Below are 13,465 nucleotides of genomic sequence, written 5' to 3' on the forward strand. Positions count from 1 at the left end.
GATAAATTATGCCTAGAAGAATGATAGAGACAAATATCACAGAAGAAGATATCAAACTGGAAGGCTCTCTGCGGCCCCAGACACTGGATGACTATATCGGCCAGTCCAAGATCAAAGAGAACCTGAAGGTGTATATTACCGCAGCCAAGCAGCGCGGAGATGCACTGGACCATGTGTTGTTCTATGGACCTCCCGGACTGGGCAAGACCACGCTGGCAGGAATCATAGCCAACGAAATGGGTGTGCATATGAAGGTGACCAGTGGCCCTGCGATTGAAAAGCCCGGTGAAATGGCGGCGATCCTGAACAATCTGGAGGAGGGAGATCTGTTATTCGTGGATGAAATCCATCGGCTGAACCGTCAGGTGGAAGAGGTACTGTACCCGGCCATGGAGGATTACTGCATCGATATTATGATCGGAAAGGGTTCCAGTGCCAGATCTGTGCGTCTGGAGCTGCCGAAATTCACTCTGGTGGGAGCGACCACCCGTGCCGGACTTCTGACTGCACCTCTGCGGGATCGTTTCGGCATGATCCATCATCTGGAATTTTATACCATAGAGGAATTACAGCAGATCATCATGCATTCCGCCCGGATCCTGGACGTGGAGATCGAACCGGCCGGAGCAAAGGAAATGGCCAGAAGAAGCCGCGGTACACCGAGACTGGCGAACCGGATCTTAAAACGTGTCCGTGACTTTGCACAGGTTAAATACGACGGGATCATTACCGAGGAGGTAGCCAGAACGGCATTGGATCTGATGGATGTCGATAAGATGGGACTGGACCATATCGACCGCAATATTCTGGTCACGATCATTGAGAAATTCGACGGAGGTCCCGTGGGTCTGGATACCCTGGCAGCTGCCATCGGTGAAGATGCCGGTACGATAGAGGATGTCTACGAACCCTATCTGATCAAGAACGGATTTCTGAACAGAACACCCAAAGGCCGTGTAGTCACAGATCTTACCTATCATCATCTGGGACTGAATTGATACGTGCAGCTTACGAAATTTTACTTGCCACCCTATACATTCTGATATATAATAAATCTTGTATTATATTTTTGCGTAAATGGCATATATTGTGTTTTTCAAAAGAGTGTTAAGAGGGGTGTGGAGATGTCACCTAAGACAGATACAGAAGTGATCATAGGCGGAAAAGTATTTACTTTAAGCGGCTATGAAAGTGAAGATTATATGCAGAAAATTGCTTCCTACATCAATGGAAAGATTACCGAATACGGGAAGCTGGACGGCTTTCGCAGACAACCTCTGGATAAGCAGAACATTCTGCTCCAGTTGAATATTGCAGATGATTATTTTAAAGCCAAGAAGCAGATCTCCATTCTGGAGGAAGAACTGCAGGGCAAGGAAAAAGAGCTTTATGATCTGAAGCATGAACTGATTTCAGCACAGATCAAACTGGAAAATGCAGAAAAGCAGGGGAAGGAACTGCAAAAGCAGTTAAATGAAGACGCCAAGAAGATTGTACGTCTGGAGACAGAATTAAAAGACAAATAAATTGATAGCTGTCCGTTTTCGGGCAGCTATTTGCTTATATGAATCGAATGCAATAGAGGAAATCTGAAATCTATGAAAGCAGCAAAAAAAGTAGAATTACTGGCACCTGCCGGAAATGCGGAAGCCTTTTACGGGGCTATCCATGCCGGTGCAGATGCTATATATCTGGGTGGCAGCCGTTTCGGGGCCAGAGCTTATGCGGAAAATTTTTCGGAAGAAGAACTGATTGCCTGCATCCGGTATGCTCATCTTTTTCAGCGAAAAGTATATCTGACGGTAAACACACTGGTTAAAGAATCGGAATTTTCCGGACTGTATGAATATGTATTGCCCTATTACCGGGCCGGACTGGATGGGGTGATTGTCCAGGACATGGGAGTGTTTGCATATCTCAGAGAACATTTTCCAGGGATGGAACTCCATGGAAGCACTCAGATGACCATTACAGGGGAGTATGGGGCAGCTTTTCTGAAGGAACAGGGGGCCTGTCGTGTAGTTCCCGCCAGAGAGCTGAGCCTTGCGGAGATCCGCAAGATCAAGGAAGTCACTGGGCTTGAGATCGAATGCTTTATCCATGGAGCCATGTGTTATTGCTATTCCGGACAGTGCCTGTTCAGCAGTATTCTGGGGGGCAGAAGTGGCAACAGAGGACGTTGTGCCCAGCCTTGTCGCCTGCCCTATACCACTGGAAAACATCCGAAGGAATGTTATCCTTTAAGCCTGAAAGATATGTGTACCATTGAATATATTCCGGAGCTTCTGGAGGCAGGGATCGACTCCTTTAAGATCGAAGGCCGTATGAAGAAGCCGGAATATGCCGCCGGAGTTACGGCAATTTATCGCAAATATATTGACCGGTATTATGCGGATTCCAAAGCTCCTCAGAAGATTTCTGCGGCAGATATGCATACGCTTTCCTGCCTCTATATCCGCAGTGAGAGACAGGATGGTTATTATCACAAGCACAACGGCGGGGAGATGGTGACTCTGGACAGCCCGGCTTACAGCGGTAGTGATGAGACTTTGCTTCAGAATATCCGGAAGAAGCATCTGGAACACAGGCTGACCATTCCGGTATCCATGCAGGCTGAATTTCTGACCGGGGAGACCGCAAAATTGTATTTGTGGACCGGAGAGAGTGCCGTCACCGTAGAAGGGAATGTGGTAGAAGAAGCTTCCCGACAGCCCATCACACAGGAAAATATAGCAAAACAGCTGGGGAAACTTGGCGACAGTCACTTCCATCTGGAGGACTCCCTCGGAATCCGGGTAAGTGACAATGCTTTCTACCCGTTAAAAGCTATCAACGAGTTACGCCGAAAGGGACTTGCCCTGCTGGAAGAGCAAGTGATCCTTGCAAACGGCTTCCCTTATGAGAGAACTTCCGAAAAAGCTCCGACACTGGCTGACGATGGTGATTTTCGGAAAAACGATAGTATAAAGTCTCAAAAATCCGATGAAAAATGGGCTATCACGATACGGACCCCGGAACAATGGCAGGGCTTTTGCGGTTCATCCTTCTGGAAAGATCCGGTCAGAACCGCCGGACAACTCAGACTCTATCTGGATGCGGATTTCCTGTTACAGGATCCGTCCGCTGCGGAGAAGATTTTGAGAAGCCTTACTGAAAAAGAGATCCAATCTGTGATCGCTCTGCCGAAGATCCTGCGCCTGCGGGATGGGCAGTATCTTGAAAAATTACGGAAATTGCTGCTGGAAAATCTGGCATATATAAATGGCTTTCAGGCAGCAAACATGGAACATATCGCGTTATTAAAACAATGGAATTTTACCGGAAAAGAAATCTATGGGGATCATAGTCTGTATCTCTGGAACCGGACCAGCCGGGATTTCTGGAAGGCATTCTTAGACGGCTATTGTCTGCCGTTGGAGCTGAACGCCGCAGAGCAGAGGGACATTCTGGATCCTGCGTTTCCTGCGGAAAAAGTAATATACGGCAGGATCCCTATGATGGTCACCGCCAACTGCGTGCAGAAGACCACTGACCGGTGTCAGCCGCAGGAGAATCCGAAGGCATTGGATCTGATCGACCGCTATCATAAAAGATTTCCGGTTCAGCGGAATTGTACCCACTGTTTTAATGTGATCTATAACAGTGTTCCGCTTTCCTTGCACAAGGAATTATGTAAATGGAGCGGCCTGGTGACCAGACGGCTGGATTTTACCACGGAAAATGAGACCGAGACTTTGGAAGTCCTGGAGTATTTTGCCGGTACCCGTAAGGAATTGCCCTATGGGGAATATACCACCGGTCATGAAAAACGTGGAGTAGAATAGACAGAAAGGTTTTGGATCCATGCAGGAATATGTGATTGAATTATCCAAATATTTTATCGCCTTTTTTATGGTGTTATATACGGCAAGCTGTTTTTATACCTTTCGGTATCCGGTGGGAGAGAAGCATCGTGGAGTATTTATTTTACAGGATCTTTTGATGTTTCTGGTGCAGGTCCTCTGTTTTCTGAACCTGTCCCTTGTCAGCGGAGATTTTCAGTATTTGTTTTTCTTTGCATTTATACTGATCTTTCTGTTTGCTACGATCACGATGGTATCGCTGATCTACGAGAATATTAACAGACTTTTGCTGAATAATATGTGTATGCTTCTGGGAATCGGTCTTTGCATCGTATCGAGATTATCTTTTGACAAGGCCATCCGGCAATATGTGATCGTACTGGTATCTCTGATCTTTTCCCTGCTGGTTCCGTATCTGCTGGGAAAGATCCACTTTTTTAAGAAGATCACCTGGCTGTATGCCACGTTGGGAATTGCGCTGCTCAGTACGGTGCTGATCCTGGGAGAGGTGACCCATGGTTCCAAGATTTCATTTTCCCTGGGAGGAATCACGTTCCAGCCTTCGGAATTCGTCAAGATCCTGTTCCTGTTCTTTCTGGCGGGAGCGTTGTGGGAAAATGTCTCCTTCCAGAGAGTCGTTCTGACGGCGATCATTGCGGGAGCCCATGTGGTGATCCTGGTAGTATCCAAGGACCTGGGAAGTGCTTTGATCTTTTTCGTGGGCTTTGTTTTTGTGGTTTTTGCTGCCACAAGAAATTATCTGTATCTTCTGGCAGGACTTGTCGGCGGAGGTGCGGCTTCTTATCTGGCTTATCAGCTGTTCGATCATGTACGGGTCAGAGTACTGGCCTGGCAGGATCCCTGGAAATATATTGACAATAAAGGCTATCAGATCACCCAGTCATTATTTGCCATCGGCAGTGGAAGCTGGTTCGGCATGGGACTGTTAAAAGGTAATCCCACAGCGATTCCTTATGTGGAAGCGGATTTTATCTTTTCTTCCATCTGCGAGGAACTGGGCGTGATCTTCGGAATATGTCTGATCCTGATCTGTGTCAGCAGTTTTCTGGAAATGATGCGGGTGGCAGTATGCATTCATGACAGATTCTATCAGCTGATCGTATACGGCATCGGTATTATGTATATTTTCCAGATATTCCTGACCATTGGCGGCGGTACCAAGTTCATTCCGCTGACCGGAGTGACACTTCCTTTCATCAGCTATGGAGGAAGTTCCGTCATGACGACCATGATCATGTTTTTCATTATACAGGGAATCTATATTCGCCTGCAGAAGGAAGGAGAGCGCAGAGGTGGCAGAAAATAAGGCGCAGAATACGCAGAAAAATACACAGAAAAAAGATGCCGACCGCAAAAAGGACGCCCGGAACAGAAAACGTATGGGCAACCAGCGTGAAATCTGGCTTTCTGCCGGAAGCATCGGTGTCCTGTTCTTGTGCCTGTTGGTCTATCTGGGTCATTTTGTGGCAACCAGCGAACAGGATATGATCAACAACAGTTATAATTCCCGTCAGCAGATTCTGCTGTCCCGCAATTACCGCGGATCCATTTATTCCAGGGATGGGGATGTTCTGGCAGAGACGATACTGGATGCGGATGAAGAGGAGACTCGAAACTATCCGTATAAGAATCTGTTCTCCCATATCGTGGGCTATTCCACGCAGGGACGGATGGGAGTGGAGGCTCTGGCCAATTACTATCTGATCAACACCAATACTTCCCTGAGCAATAAGGTGAAGAACGATACTGCCGGAAAAAAGAACCCCGGAGATAATGTATATACCACACTGGATGTCCATATCCAGCAGGTGGCCAACGACCAGCTGGATATTTATCGTGGCGCCATCATTGTAACGGAAGTGTCTACCGGCAAGATCCTTGCTATGGTGTCTCATCCTGATTTTGATCCGAATACCATTCCGGAGATCTGGGATGATCTGATCGACAATGATTCCAGTACAGTACTGTTGAACCGCGCCACCCAGGGACTTTATCCGCCCGGATCCACCTTCAAGATCGTAACGGCATTGGAATATATCCGGGAGAATCCCACCACGTATCAGAATTATTCTTATAACTGTAATGGTTCTTTCCGGGTGGGAGACAGCAAAATCAGTTGTTATCACGGTTCCAGTCACGGACAGGTCAGCTTTCAGAAGTCCTTTGCAAAATCCTGTAACTCGTCCTTTGCCAATATTGGAATGAGCCTGGACAGAGAGGCTTTTCAGGAGACACTGAATGACCTTTTGTTCAATAAAGATCTGCCACTTACGCTGAATTATGCCAAAAGCTCGGCTATCGTCTCCGAAAGTACACCTTCCTCGGAAATGATGCAGACCTCCATCGGTCAGGGTAAGACCCAGATCACACCGATGCATCTGAATATGATCACCTGTGCCATTGCCAACGATGGTGTTCTGATGAAGCCCTATGTCATTGATCATGTGGAAAATGATGAAGGTACTGTGGTAAAAAGCTTTAAGGCATCGGAATACGGCCGTCTGATGACAGAGGACGAATCTGCGATTCTGAAACAGTTGATGACCGATGTTGTGGAAGAGGGAACTGCTTCCAAGTTAAGAGGTTTAAACTATACGGCTGCCGGTAAGACAGGTTCTGCGGAATACAATAATATCAAGGGTGACAGCCATGCCTGGTTTACCGGTTTTGCTCCCGCAGAAGACCCGGAAGTCTGTGTCACCATTATCGTAGAGGGTGCAGGAAGTGGCGGTGATTACGCAGTTCCCATTGCAAGACGTCTGTTTGATGCTTACTTCAACCAGAAAGAGTGATCGGAGGAGTCAAAAGAATCATGATAGAGGCTACCAGTTGCGGTGGCGTTGTGATCTTCCGTGGGAAGATCCTGCTGCTGTATAAGAACATTAAGAATAAATATGAAGGCTGGGTATTGCCGAAGGGTACCGTCGAAGCCGGGGAGACCCATGAGGAGACCGCACTCAGGGAAGTGCTGGAGGAAAGCGGTTCCAAGGCATACATTGTAGATTATATCGGCAGAAGCGAGTATTCTTTTACCGTACCGGAAGATGTGGTGGAGAAGGAAGTCCACTGGTATCTGATGGGAACGGACAGCTATTACAGCAAGCCCCAGAGAGAAGAGTATTTTGTGGATTCCGGCTTTTACAAATATCATGAAGCATATCATCTTCTGAAATTTGCCAATGAAAAGCAGATTCTGGAAAAAGCCTATGCGGATTATCAGGAAAGAAAAAGGAATAATCAATGGAAAAATTGATTATTCCTGCTTTTCTGAAATATTTTTAAACATTTTTGACGATTTCCAGATCCGGTCTCTGCAAGAGATCTACAAATTCGTTTTTATCATTTTTTAAAATGGGACGGGAGTATTTGTTGGGATGAATGATCAGTACTTCCCAGATGCTTCCGTCATTCAGTTCCACGCTGGTTCCGATCTGGGCATCTGCAATACGTTTCATGATCGGCATCAATAATTCCACGTCATATTTATCCAGACTCTTTTCGAAATTTCCAAGAATCTGTAACGGTGTCAACGCATTACGGTAGGTTCTGGGAGACGCCATGGCAATATAGGCATCAATAATGGCAATATACCTTGCGAAGACATCAATTCTCTGTCCGGACATATGGTAAGGATAGCCGCTGCCATCGAGTCGTTCGTGATGCATGATCACAGCATTTTTCACATGCTCATTCAGATCCTGATTACGTACGGTGGTATAACCGACTACAGGATGAGTCTTGATAACTTTGAATTCTTCATCCGTCAGTTTGCCGGGCTTCCATAACAGTTCATAGGGCAGCTGCAGCTTGCCGATATCATAATAGAAACCGCAGAGGATCAGGGTATTTTTCTCTTCTTCGCTCATTCCCAGCCAGTCAGCGAAGGTCCCCGCCAGAAGAGCGGCATTCAGTCCCTGGGTATAGGTGAGTTCATCCTCACTGGGCATCAGATTGTACAGATAGTCTAACAGTACCGGGCCGGAAGTAATATAATAATACAATTCGTTGTAAATTGTCAGCAGAATAATATCCGCCGGTTTTCTTCCCATGATCAGCAGTTGTTTCATGGCTAATTTATATTGTCCCAAAAACAACGGATAAGCACGTTCGAATGCTTTGAAATTAGAATCAAAACGAATCTTGGCATAATGTGTAGTGGCGAAATCAACATCTTCCATTATGGTGACACATACCAGATTGTACCGTTTCAATTTTTCAATGATCTGCGGAGTGATGGTGGTTCCTGCAGGGTAGATCACACGATCCTGATCCAGAATGTCCTCCCCCAGGACCATATCCGGCTGTAACTCCATTTTCGTAATAACCTTCAAAGCTGTATCCTCCTCATTTGTACTAATTCAAGTATAAAATATCATACTAAAAAGTCAAGTAACAAAAATTGTAATATAAAGGAAACTATGCTATACTAGGAGAAAAAGATTTAAGGAACTTGTGTATGGCAGGAAAGCTGAAGTTTGCGCAAAATCTCTATCTTGGAGAGGGCATCGCGCCGGAAAAACTGGATAAACTAAAAAAGAGGCTGAATAAAAAGCCTCTTCTGGCCAATGTATATCTGATCACTCCGGCCAGAAATCCCGCGGATCAGCTGGATATTTTTGATGCCAGACAGTTGGTACAGCCTCATTATAAGGACGAAGAATTTCTCGTTCTCGGTATGGCTTCCGGCTACGAGGATGCGCTGCAGCTGATCGAACGGGTCACCGGAGAGTGCCTGAAAGCCAGAGGGGACTGTAATCTGCGGGAGTATTTACTATGTTGACGATTCTTTTTAAAATATTGAGTATTCTTGGGATCGTGCTTCTGATCCTGTTGGGAATCGCACTGGTGGTAATTCTCCTGGTTCTGTTCTTTCCGATTTCTTACAAAGCTGCCGGAAAACGGACGGTAGAGGAATTCTTTATCACCGCGAGAGTAAAATGGCTGTTCGGTCTATTGCGGATGAACTGCGATTATCCTGATCCCGGGAAAATTTACGTAAAGTTTTTATTCTTTACGCTATATGATTCTTCCGTAGAGAAGCCTGAGAAAACAGACCGGACATCTACGGAAACGACAGGGAACGAGAAAACACCCGCTTCTGCGGAGCAGACAACAGAAGAACATACCACGGAATCTGTCGGGACGCCTAAGCTGATCGAAGCAGAAGATCCCACGGCATTCTCGGCAACGGCCGCAGATGTTGAGTCTGCTGCGGAAAGGGAGGATTCCGGAATCCCGGAACCGGGAACACCAGAGCCAGCGGGAGAAGCTCCCGGGAAGACTACGGATCGTCTGTACGGATTTTTTACAAGAATCCGGTACACAGTCCGAAAGATTTGTGATAAAATCAAAAATATTCTGGAAAACATTGCATTTTACAAGAACCTATGGAATGACCCAGATACCCAGGGACTTTTGAAACATGCCGGGAAACGTTTCGGACATATCTGGAAGCGGCTGCGCCCGAGAAAGCTTACGGTCAATGCCACGGTCGGCACCGGTTCTCCGGATACTACGGGATATCTGTATGGTATCTACGGAATGGTGCTTCCGAAGCTGGGAAAGGGGATCTGTATTACCCCGGATTTTGAACAGGCGATTCTGGAAGGGGATTTCAAGGCTTCCGGACATTTTACCGCGGCCTGTGTATTATTCCATTCCGTCCGACTGCTTTTAGATCGGCGATTACGGGAATTGTTGCATAAAATCAGACAATATCAGAAGACACAGAAAAAATAACAGTGTAAAACAGGAGGTTTGTTATGGCAGACAAAGAGAATCAGTTTCAGGGCGTTGTAGAATCCCTGTTGAAGGGTATGGATACCGTGTTATCCACTAAAACCGTAGTCGGTGAGGCTACAAAGATCGGCGATACGATCATCCTGCCGCTTGTGGATGTCACCTTTGGTGTCGGTGCCGGAGCTGGCAATAATTCCGAGAAAAAATCCGCATCCGGAGCCGGAGGCTTAGGCGGTAAGATGACCCCCAGTGCGGTTCTGGTCATCAAAAACGGTTCCACCAAGCTGGTAAATATCAAGAATCAGGATACAGTCACCAAGATTCTGGATATGATTCCCGATATCGTAGATAAATTTACCCAGCCGAAGGAAAAAGAAGAAATGTCCGATGCGGAAGTGGTAGATATCGCATTTCCTGAAGAGGAAGAGAAAACTACAGAAGACAAGTAATATTTAAAATACTCTGCATATAATAAAGTGAGAACAGTCTGGATCCGTTTGATAGATGAAGAAGATCATTGGTCTGATACTCTTTTTTGTGGCTGTCGGCATGCTGCTCATGCTTGTGATCCATAACCGTTTTATCGGCTTGATCATGGTAGCACTTTTATTATTTGCAGGGTATTATCTTTTCTGTGGTTGCGAGTAAGAGGGTGCAGTATGATTGATTGGGAAGAGGTCATTAAGGCAGAGAGTACCGAAGAACTGAAAGAAATAAAACTGTGGCTTTTCCAGGAAAATATGCGTCTGAAACAGGAACGCTCAGAGCTGGAGCAGGAGCGTACGGAACTGGAACAGGCCCGGAACAAATTTCTGGATGAGCGGGTGAAACTGCGGGACGAGCTGGATGAATTAAACCGCCGTACAATCATGGAACGGAAACGGCTGAAGGAAGAGAATCTGTTTTTTGAGAAGAAAATGGCCATTTTACAGGAGGGGTTCCGACAGCTGGAAGAAGACCGGAAGAAGTTCGAACAGGAACGGCAGATACTCATAGAGGAAGCCAGAGAACAGCAGGCCACAGGGCAGGCTCCCGGAGAAGGCAGTTTTACAGCGGTACAGCTTTTATTCCGGGGAGTCAATAATCCACTGGCTTTACGGAAGAGATACCGGGATCTGATCAAGATCTTTCATCCAGACAACCTGTTCGGTGACGGTGAACTGGCCGGACAGATCAACAAGGAATATCTGAAACGGAAACAGGAAGAGCGGTTCTGGTAACTGCATGGAAAATTACAAGCAAAAAATTAAGCCAGAAATGATGAATTTCATTTCTGGCTTTTTAAAATCCAATATTATCGCAGAAGATTAAGCTCTTTCAACTTTACCAGATTTTAAGCAGCTGGTGCAGACATGCATTCTTCTAGCTCCGCCGTTAACCTTGCACTTAACGCTCTTAACATTAGAGTTCCAAATTGCGTTGCTTCTTCTATGAGAATGGCTTACGTTGTTACCGAAATGAACGCCCTTACCGCAAATATCACATTTAGCCATCTTGACACCTCCTCGATCTAACGCGCATCGTACGCTTACTTTTAAACAATTTTTTTCAATAAAATACGTGTGAAATGCTCACAACATTGATATATTAACAGAAAACCAAAATAAAAGCAAGCAAAAAATATTTATTTTTTTTATTTTCTTGTTTCTTTTTCAAAGGAAAGCTGTTAAAATACATTTATATATGTCTGAACTGTAGATTTTCAGGCAGACATATCGGAAGAAACAAGTGATCCGAATATGAAGGAGGTTCTATATGAAAGGTTCTTCTATGAATACCCATATGGGAAATATTGTCATTGATAATGAAGTCATTGCACAGTATGCCGGCAGCGTGGCGGTAGAGTGCTTTGGTATCGTAGGTATGGCCGGAGTCAGCATGAAGGATGGTCTGGTAAAGCTGCTTAAGATGGACAGCATCACCAGAGGCATCAATGTGTCCCTGGACAACAATAAACTGGTTCTGGACTTCCACGTGATCGTAGCTTACGGCGTCAGCATTCTGGCTGTCACCGACAATCTGATCAGCAACGTAAAATACAAAGTGGAAGAGTTTACCGGTATTGAGATCAAAAAGATCAACATCTTTGTTGAAGGTGTAAGAGTGATTGATTAAGGAGGAAGTAATTGTGGCTTTACAACAAATCGACGCTAAGATGCTTTCCAAGATGTTCTTAGCCGGCGCCAAGAATTTAGAGAATAAAAAGGAATGGATCAACGAACTGAACGTATTCCCCGTTCCTGACGGAGATACCGGAACCAATATGACCATGACGATCATGTCTGCTGCAAGAGAAGTGTCCGCACTGGGCGAGGATGCAGATATGGCTGCCCTGTGCAAGGCTATTTCCAGCGGTTCCCTGCGTGGTGCCAGAGGTAACTCCGGTGTTATCCTGTCCCAGCTGTTCCGTGGCTTTACCAAGAGCATCAAGGAAGAGCAGGTTCTGGATATTCCTGTTCTGACCCGTGCATTTGATAAAGCGGTGGAGACCGCATACAAGGCTGTTATGAAGCCGAAGGAAGGTACGATCCTTACGGTAGCAAGAGGTGCTTCCGATAAGGCAAAGGAGCTGTGTGAAGATGGTGCAGAGGATCTGGAGCAGTTTTTAGGATCTGTGATCGAACATGCCCGTTACGTACTGAGCCAGACGCCTGAGATGCTGCCCGTATTAAAACAGGCAGGCGTAGTGGATTCCGGCGGACAGGGTCTGGTAGAAGTTTTAAGTGGTGCGTATGACGCATTCTTAGGTAAGGAGATCGATCTGACCGTAGCTCCCGCAGCTACTGCGAAGGCAGAGGATACCAAGAGTTCTCTGGAAGTACAGGCAGAGGCAGAGATCAAGTTCGGTTATTGCACCGAATTCATCATTCTGTTAAATAAGCCTTTCAACGTAAAAGCAGAGATGGATTTCAAGGCATTTTTAGAGTCCATTGGTGATTCTATCGTATGTGTTGCGGATGACGATGTGGTCAAGGTACATGTACATACCAATGATCCCGGTCTGGCTATCCAGAAGGCATTGAAGTATGGTGCATTATCCAACATGAAGATCGACAATATGCGCTTAGAGCATCAGGAGAAGCTGTTCAAGCTCTCCGAAAAAGAAGCAGCGCAGAAGAAAGCAGAAGAAGAGAAGGCTGCACAGCCTCCCAAGGAAGTAGGATTTCTGGCAGTCTCTGTAGGTGACGGCCTGAGTGAACTGTTCAAGAGCCTCGGTGTGGATTATATCATCGAGGGCGGACAGACCATGAACCCCAGTACGGCTGATATTTTAGATGCAGTGGACAAGGTAAATGCAAAGACCATTTTTGTCCTTCCGAATAATAAAAACATCATTCTGGCAGCCAATCAGGCAGCGGAACTGATGACTGACAAGGAGCTTTTAGTCATTCCCACCAAGACCATTCCTCAGGGTATCACTGCTGTGATCAACTTTGTTCCTGAGCTGTCTGTGGAAGAGAATGAAGAGACCATGCTCCGTGAGATCAAGAATGTCAAGACCGGCCAGGTTACCTATGCGGTACGTGATACCGTGATCGATGACAAGGAGATCAAGAAGGATGACTTCATGGGTATCGGTGATCAGGGTATTGTAGCCGTTGGCACCGATATGGTAAAGGTGACCCGTGATATGATCGCCGAGCTGGTAGATGAGGATTCCGAACTGATCAGCGTATACTATGGCTGTGATGTAGCAGAAGATGCTGCCGAAGCACTGCGTGCAGATCTGGAAGAGGCTTATCCTGCATGCGATATTGAACTGCAGTATGGCGGACAACCTATTTATTACTATACTGTTTCTGTAGAGTAAATGGAAAGTTAGTTAAATACATTGGCAAAATCCACGAACTCCCGGAGCATGC

General features: G+C 46.1%; 15 protein-coding genes. 13 read left to right on the forward strand and 2 right to left on the reverse strand.

From position 1 onward, the window contains the following. Positions 1-8: 8 nt before the first annotated feature. The 6 genes from ruvB (at position 9) to ACLTOH_RS13815 (ending at position 7,116) form a co-directional block, all read left to right on the forward strand. Complete coding sequence (gene ruvB, locus ACLTOH_RS13790; RefSeq protein ID WP_022312902.1) at positions 9-998, forward strand: Holliday junction branch migration DNA helicase RuvB; 990 nt, start codon at positions 9-11, stop codon at positions 996-998. A gap of 126 nt (positions 999-1,124) precedes the next feature. Continuing rightward, positions 1,125-1,526 (forward strand): cell division protein ZapA, encoded by a 402-nt coding sequence (gene zapA / locus ACLTOH_RS13795; RefSeq protein ID WP_022312903.1) that lies wholly within the window; start codon positions 1,125-1,127, stop codon positions 1,524-1,526. A 72-nt stretch (positions 1,527-1,598) separates the two neighbouring features. After that, positions 1,599-3,824, forward strand: coding sequence for a peptidase U32 family protein (locus tag ACLTOH_RS13800; RefSeq protein ID WP_227733221.1), 2,226 nt, complete (start codon positions 1,599-1,601; stop codon positions 3,822-3,824). Between the two features lie 19 nt (positions 3,825-3,843). After that, positions 3,844-5,169, forward strand: coding sequence for an FtsW/RodA/SpoVE family cell cycle protein (locus ACLTOH_RS13805; protein ID WP_118539725.1), 1,326 nt, complete (start codon positions 3,844-3,846; stop codon positions 5,167-5,169). Continuing rightward, complete coding sequence (locus ACLTOH_RS13810) at positions 5,156-6,655, forward strand: peptidoglycan D,D-transpeptidase FtsI family protein (protein WP_337545151.1); 1,500 nt, start codon at positions 5,156-5,158, stop codon at positions 6,653-6,655. The genes ACLTOH_RS13805 and ACLTOH_RS13810 overlap by 14 nt, the downstream gene beginning before the upstream one ends. A 20-nt stretch (positions 6,656-6,675) precedes the next feature. Then, complete coding sequence (locus ACLTOH_RS13815) at positions 6,676-7,116, forward strand: NUDIX hydrolase (RefSeq protein ID WP_022312907.1); 441 nt, start codon at positions 6,676-6,678, stop codon at positions 7,114-7,116. Between the two features lie 25 nt (positions 7,117-7,141). On the opposite strand, the gene ACLTOH_RS13820 is transcribed toward ACLTOH_RS13815, so the two are convergent. Beyond that, positions 7,142-8,194 (reverse strand): HD-GYP domain-containing protein, encoded by a 1,053-nt coding sequence (locus ACLTOH_RS13820; RefSeq protein ID WP_118503793.1) that lies wholly within the window; start codon positions 8,192-8,194, stop codon positions 7,142-7,144. A 125-nt stretch (positions 8,195-8,319) separates the two neighbouring features. On the opposite strand from ACLTOH_RS13820, the gene ACLTOH_RS13825 reads away from it, so the two are divergent. The 5 genes from ACLTOH_RS13825 to ACLTOH_RS13845 are packed head-to-tail and all read left to right on the forward strand — an operon-like array spanning position 8,320 to position 10,822. After that, positions 8,320-8,643: a hypothetical protein gene (locus ACLTOH_RS13825; RefSeq protein WP_337545153.1), complete on the forward strand. Its 324-nt coding sequence runs from the start codon at positions 8,320-8,322 to the stop codon at positions 8,641-8,643. Continuing rightward, complete coding sequence (locus tag ACLTOH_RS13830; protein WP_412123824.1) at positions 8,637-9,602, forward strand: DUF2953 domain-containing protein; 966 nt, start codon at positions 8,637-8,639, stop codon at positions 9,600-9,602. Before ACLTOH_RS13825 ends, ACLTOH_RS13830 begins: the two co-directional genes overlap by 7 nt. A gap of 23 nt (positions 9,603-9,625) precedes the next feature. Beyond that, the gene (locus ACLTOH_RS13835) at positions 9,626-10,051 is read left to right on the forward strand and encodes a GerW family sporulation protein (protein ID WP_022312911.1); all 426 of its coding nucleotides are present in this window, start codon (positions 9,626-9,628) and stop codon (positions 10,049-10,051) included. 55 nt (positions 10,052-10,106) lie between these two features. Continuing rightward, complete coding sequence (locus ACLTOH_RS13840) at positions 10,107-10,250, forward strand: hypothetical protein (RefSeq protein WP_022312912.1); 144 nt, start codon at positions 10,107-10,109, stop codon at positions 10,248-10,250. A gap of 11 nt (positions 10,251-10,261) precedes the next feature. Next, positions 10,262-10,822, forward strand: a complete 561-nt coding sequence (locus tag ACLTOH_RS13845) for a hypothetical protein (protein WP_337417269.1) — start codon at positions 10,262-10,264, stop codon at positions 10,820-10,822. Positions 10,823-10,909: 87 nt separating this feature from the next. On the opposite strand, the gene rpmB is transcribed toward ACLTOH_RS13845, so the two are convergent. Then, a complete protein-coding gene (gene rpmB, locus ACLTOH_RS13850; protein WP_022155072.1) occupies positions 10,910-11,095 on the reverse strand; it encodes a 50S ribosomal protein L28 in 186 nt (61 codons plus the stop codon). Positions 11,096-11,357: 262 nt separating this feature from the next. On the opposite strand from rpmB, the gene ACLTOH_RS13855 reads away from it, so the two are divergent. Both ACLTOH_RS13855 and ACLTOH_RS13860 read left to right on the forward strand, forming a co-directional pair. After that, entirely contained in the window at positions 11,358-11,717 is a 360-nt protein-coding gene (locus tag ACLTOH_RS13855; protein ID WP_022312913.1) for an Asp23/Gls24 family envelope stress response protein, read from the forward strand. Between the two features lie 13 nt (positions 11,718-11,730). Then, positions 11,731-13,413 carry a DAK2 domain-containing protein gene (locus tag ACLTOH_RS13860; protein WP_022312914.1) on the forward strand — a complete coding sequence of 561 codons (1,683 nt, stop codon included), beginning with the start codon at positions 11,731-11,733 and terminating at the stop codon, positions 13,411-13,413. Positions 13,414-13,465 lie beyond the last annotated feature (52 nt).

Origin of the sequence: Waltera sp. (assembly GCF_046969025.1) — a bacterium.
Classification (GTDB): domain Bacteria; phylum Bacillota; class Clostridia; order Lachnospirales; family Lachnospiraceae; genus Acetatifactor; species Acetatifactor acetigignens.

What these genes read in the sequence shown, in the direction of transcription:
- ruvB (WP_022312902.1), top strand. Translation starts at nt 9, where the DNA reads ATGCCTAGAAGAATGATAGAGACAAATATCACAGAAGAAGATATCAAA.
- zapA (WP_022312903.1), top strand. Translation starts at nt 1,125, where the DNA reads ATGTCACCTAAGACAGATACAGAAGTGATCATAGGCGGAAAAGTATTT.
- ACLTOH_RS13800 (WP_227733221.1), top strand. Translation starts at nt 1,599, where the DNA reads ATGAAAGCAGCAAAAAAAGTAGAATTACTGGCACCTGCCGGAAATGCG.
- ACLTOH_RS13805 (WP_118539725.1), top strand. Translation starts at nt 3,844, where the DNA reads ATGCAGGAATATGTGATTGAATTATCCAAATATTTTATCGCCTTTTTT.
- ACLTOH_RS13815 (WP_022312907.1), top strand. Translation starts at nt 6,676, where the DNA reads ATGATAGAGGCTACCAGTTGCGGTGGCGTTGTGATCTTCCGTGGGAAG.
- ACLTOH_RS13825 (WP_337545153.1), top strand. Translation starts at nt 8,320, where the DNA reads ATGGCAGGAAAGCTGAAGTTTGCGCAAAATCTCTATCTTGGAGAGGGC.
- ACLTOH_RS13830 (WP_412123824.1), top strand. Translation starts at nt 8,637, where the DNA reads ATGTTGACGATTCTTTTTAAAATATTGAGTATTCTTGGGATCGTGCTT.
- ACLTOH_RS13835 (WP_022312911.1), top strand. Translation starts at nt 9,626, where the DNA reads ATGGCAGACAAAGAGAATCAGTTTCAGGGCGTTGTAGAATCCCTGTTG.
- ACLTOH_RS13840 (WP_022312912.1), top strand. Translation starts at nt 10,107, where the DNA reads ATGAAGAAGATCATTGGTCTGATACTCTTTTTTGTGGCTGTCGGCATG.
- ACLTOH_RS13845 (WP_337417269.1), top strand. Translation starts at nt 10,262, where the DNA reads ATGATTGATTGGGAAGAGGTCATTAAGGCAGAGAGTACCGAAGAACTG.
- rpmB (WP_022155072.1), bottom strand. Translation starts at nt 11,095, where the DNA reads ATGGCTAAATGTGATATTTGCGGTAAGGGCGTTCATTTCGGTAACAAC.
- ACLTOH_RS13855 (WP_022312913.1), top strand. Translation starts at nt 11,358, where the DNA reads ATGAAAGGTTCTTCTATGAATACCCATATGGGAAATATTGTCATTGAT.